Consider the following 3,244-nt stretch of genomic DNA (forward strand, 5'->3'; position numbering starts at 1 on the left):
ATACGGCAACGGCGCGATCATCGCGCCGCAAGCGCAGCCGGACGACGGCATTCTCGACATTTGCATGGTGGAGCCGATGAGCATCATCGACGCGATCAAATATGTGCCCAAGCTGTTCAACGGTACCATCGCCGAAGCGCCGATCATCAGTTATGGTCGCGCGCAAGAGCTTGCCATTGAAAAAGACGGTCCGATTCTTTTTCACGTCGATGGCGAAGCCATAACATGTGAAGGGCCGCTGAAAATTTCGATCAAGCCGCAAGCGCTGCGCGTGATCGCCCCCGCCAATTCCTCCAATCACATGATGCTTTCCCATGCCAACTAATCTTGCCCTCTTGACCGTCGTTAAATTTCCGGAACCCGGTAAGGTCAAAACACGTTTGGCCGCGGAGATCGGCGACGAGTTGGCAGCCGAAGTTTATCGCCGTTTCATTGCAGAAACCTTTGCTTGTGGCAAATCCTTGACAGAAGCAACGCCATTCGTGGCTTTTACGCCGGAAGAAAAAGCTACGGAATTCCAACGCATGTTTCCCGGCGGGCAGCGCTGGTTTGCGCAAATCAACTCATCTAATTTCGGGGTACGCCTCCGCCATGCTGTTCAAACCGTATTGCAGCAGGATTACCAACGCGTGATCACCATTGGCTCGGATAGCCCGAGCCTGCCGCCAGCCTATTTAAAAGAAGCAGCAGAGGCGCTGGCAACGAACGATCTCGTGCTTGGCCCGGCAGAAGACGGCGGATATTATTTGATCGGCTTGAAATCCGCGCCGGCGGAATTGTTCGAAGGAATCGCATGGAGCACGGAAAAAGTCTTGCAGCAAACACTGGCAGCCGCACAGCGACTCGGACTGCGTGTGCATCTTCTGCCAGAATGGTATGATGTCGATGATTTGCCTGCTTTGCACCGCTATTGTCTCACCTCGGATGTGCCTCACGATCTCGCCGTACGCCTCAAACCGTTCTTGCTTCGCGAACTCGTTGATTATCGCAAGATGATTGCGTAGTCTCTGTCTCTGATTTTTCAGTGTGACCGCACGCAAAAGCATTCTGCCCCGTTGTGCGGCATTTTATTTGAAGTGTCCATAGGAGTGAAATTTTTATAATCATGTATGCCCGCCGTTTCTACAAACTCCGGTAGGAGTGACATATTTGGTTTTCACGATAAAGCCTGTGTCACGTCGCTGAAATCAGTATGCCACTCCTTCGGAGTTGCGGGTCGTTACAGCGCACCGCTTCTATAATCATTCCACTCCTGCGGAGTTGTGTGCGGCGGGCCATCGAGCTTTGACGAATAGCAACCATCGCGCAAAATTCAGGTACTCAGATAAGCGCAAAAAATATTTTTTGGGTGGGAAGAAATCTCCCTCCGGCGTCGTCTAAACCATAAAAGCGCACGAGGATGCCTCTACAAATCGCACAAACATTTACGGAAAGCAGGCTGGATTTACACGCGATATTTTTGGCCCATCACCGGCAACTGTACAAAGTGGCTTATCACCTGACGTTGTCGCGTCACGACGCCGAAGATATCGTGCAGGACGTTTTTGTCCGCCTGTATCAAAAGCTCGGGCAATTTCAAGGCGAATCCCGCCTCTCGACCTGGCTCTACCGCATGACGGTCAATGCCAGCCTCGATTCGTTGCGGCGATTCAAGCGCCGGCAAAAACATGAAACCTCGCTGTCGTTGATTGTAAATGAAGCGGCATTCGCGAGAGAACATTCCAGCCAGCATGCGCATATCGAAATCTCGGAAAAGCTGCAACAGGCGCTGTCGCGCTTGCGCAAGCCGTTTCGTGCGGTGATCGTGCTGCGCGATTTCGAAGGCCTGGCTTATGACGAGATTGCCGAAATTTTGCAAATCGACAAGGGCACGGTGGCTTCGCGCCTGCATCGCGCTTATGCGAAATTGAAAAAAGAGCTGGAGGCTTTGGGTATCGATCACGATTATTTCAAATCGTAGCGCGCTTCAGCGATCTCGAGAAACGTTATGAAAAAAATCATCTCTTTCATTCAACATCGCCGCTGGCAGCGTGCGCTCGCACTTTATGCCGACAACGAACTGCCGCAGAACGAAATGGCGCGAGTGCATAAACATCTTGAAAGCTGTGCCGCTTGCCGCCACCAGCTTGCCGATATGCGCGCGTGCCGGGAAGTATTGCGCGCCGGCCGGACTCCACTATTCGTTCCCATGGAGCAGTTATGGCAGCGCATCACCGCAAGAACCTCTGCACTTCCGCAAAAGGCCTTCAAGCGTTGGGGAGATTTTTCTTCGGTGAATTTGCGTTGGGCTGCTGCCGTTGCCCTCTTCATTGTGATGGGCGCAACGCTTTGGAAAAAAAGTATCGAACGCGGTGGTGAAATTGTTGCACCGGCATCCGCGACGATTGATTACGGCATATTTTTGGACGATCTCCGGCACAATGTTGCCGAAGCGAGTTTTTACAAACGCTATCCCGCACAAGTCGTTCAGCTTGCCGATGCGCGGCAGGCCGTCGCGTTTCCGCTCGCAAAAATCGAAGCCCTGCCCGATTCGTTTCGGTTGGATTGTGTGCGCGTGTTGGAGTGCAACGGCAGGAAGTGCATTCAATTCACCTGCGTGAAAGCGGGCAAGACGATCAACATCTTTCAACATGCCCTGGGACAGGCGTGGACGATCGGCCAATACAACTCTGCCTGCGCGCGGGTTTGCAGCACGGAGTGTTCGATCATGAATTTGAAAGAAGTGATGGCGATAAACTGGCAGGGAAAAGATTCGGAGTATTTGGCGATTGGCGAGCTTACCCCTCAAGAGCTGGCGCAGGTCGTGGAGGTTTTGCGATGAAAGCCATGGCAATTCCATATATCAAAATCACACTTCAAACCTTTTCACCAAAGGAGAAATGCACATGAAGAAAGGCCTTTTGACGTTCGCAACGCTCGCGCTGTTGGCGCTCGGCGGTTTGGCGATGTCGTCCGAGCAAGCACCGGCGGCCAAAGATTGCCCGCCCTGCGAGCCGACGGTTTGCCAGCCGTCCGATTGTTGCCCGTCGCAATGCCCGCAGTAATCTGCAAAGTAAGAATCCCACTGAAAAGCAAATGCCTTTCAGTGGGATTTCATTTTAGTGGGCAAGAAAAATTCGGCGTTCAATGCCGGGATTGAGAAGTCCTAGAAGCCTGGCCGGAAACCCGGTTGTTTAAAAAGTTGCGATGCCGAAAAAACTATAGAACAAACTACCACCCTTTGCTCGCCAGTTGCTTTTGCGAT

3 protein-coding genes are annotated in these 3,244 nt (G+C 52.4%); all 3 read left to right on the forward strand.

What is annotated here, in order from left to right; genetic code table 11:
* Nucleotides 1–314 precede the first annotated feature (314 nt).
* The 3 genes from FBQ85_28485 (at nucleotide 315) to FBQ85_28495 (ending at nucleotide 2,821) form a co-directional block, all read left to right on the forward strand.
* A complete protein-coding gene (locus tag FBQ85_28485) occupies nucleotides 315–1,004 on the forward strand; it encodes a glycosyltransferase (protein MDL1879071.1) in 690 nt (229 codons plus the stop codon).
* Nucleotides 1,005–1,399: 395 nt separating this feature from the next.
* Nucleotides 1,400–1,960: an RNA polymerase sigma factor gene (locus FBQ85_28490; GenBank protein MDL1879072.1), complete on the forward strand. Its 561-nt coding sequence runs from the start codon at nucleotides 1,400–1,402 to the stop codon at nucleotides 1,958–1,960.
* 27 nt (nucleotides 1,961–1,987) lie between these two features.
* Nucleotides 1,988–2,821 (forward strand): hypothetical protein, encoded by an 834-nt coding sequence (locus FBQ85_28495; protein MDL1879073.1) that lies wholly within the window; start codon nucleotides 1,988–1,990, stop codon nucleotides 2,819–2,821.
* Nucleotides 2,822–3,244: the final 423 nt, after the last annotated feature.

Source organism: Cytophagia bacterium CHB2, from assembly GCA_030263535.1.
In the GTDB taxonomy this organism is placed as follows: domain Bacteria; phylum Zhuqueibacterota; class Zhuqueibacteria; order Zhuqueibacterales; family Zhuqueibacteraceae; genus Coneutiohabitans.

Coding starts and splice junctions, on each gene's coding strand:
- FBQ85_28485 (MDL1879071.1), top strand. CDS start 315: ATGCCAACTAATCTTGCCCTCTTGACCGTCGTTAAATTTCCGGAACCC.
- FBQ85_28490 (MDL1879072.1), top strand. CDS start 1,400: ATGCCTCTACAAATCGCACAAACATTTACGGAAAGCAGGCTGGATTTA.
- FBQ85_28495 (MDL1879073.1), top strand. CDS start 1,988: ATGAAAAAAATCATCTCTTTCATTCAACATCGCCGCTGGCAGCGTGCG.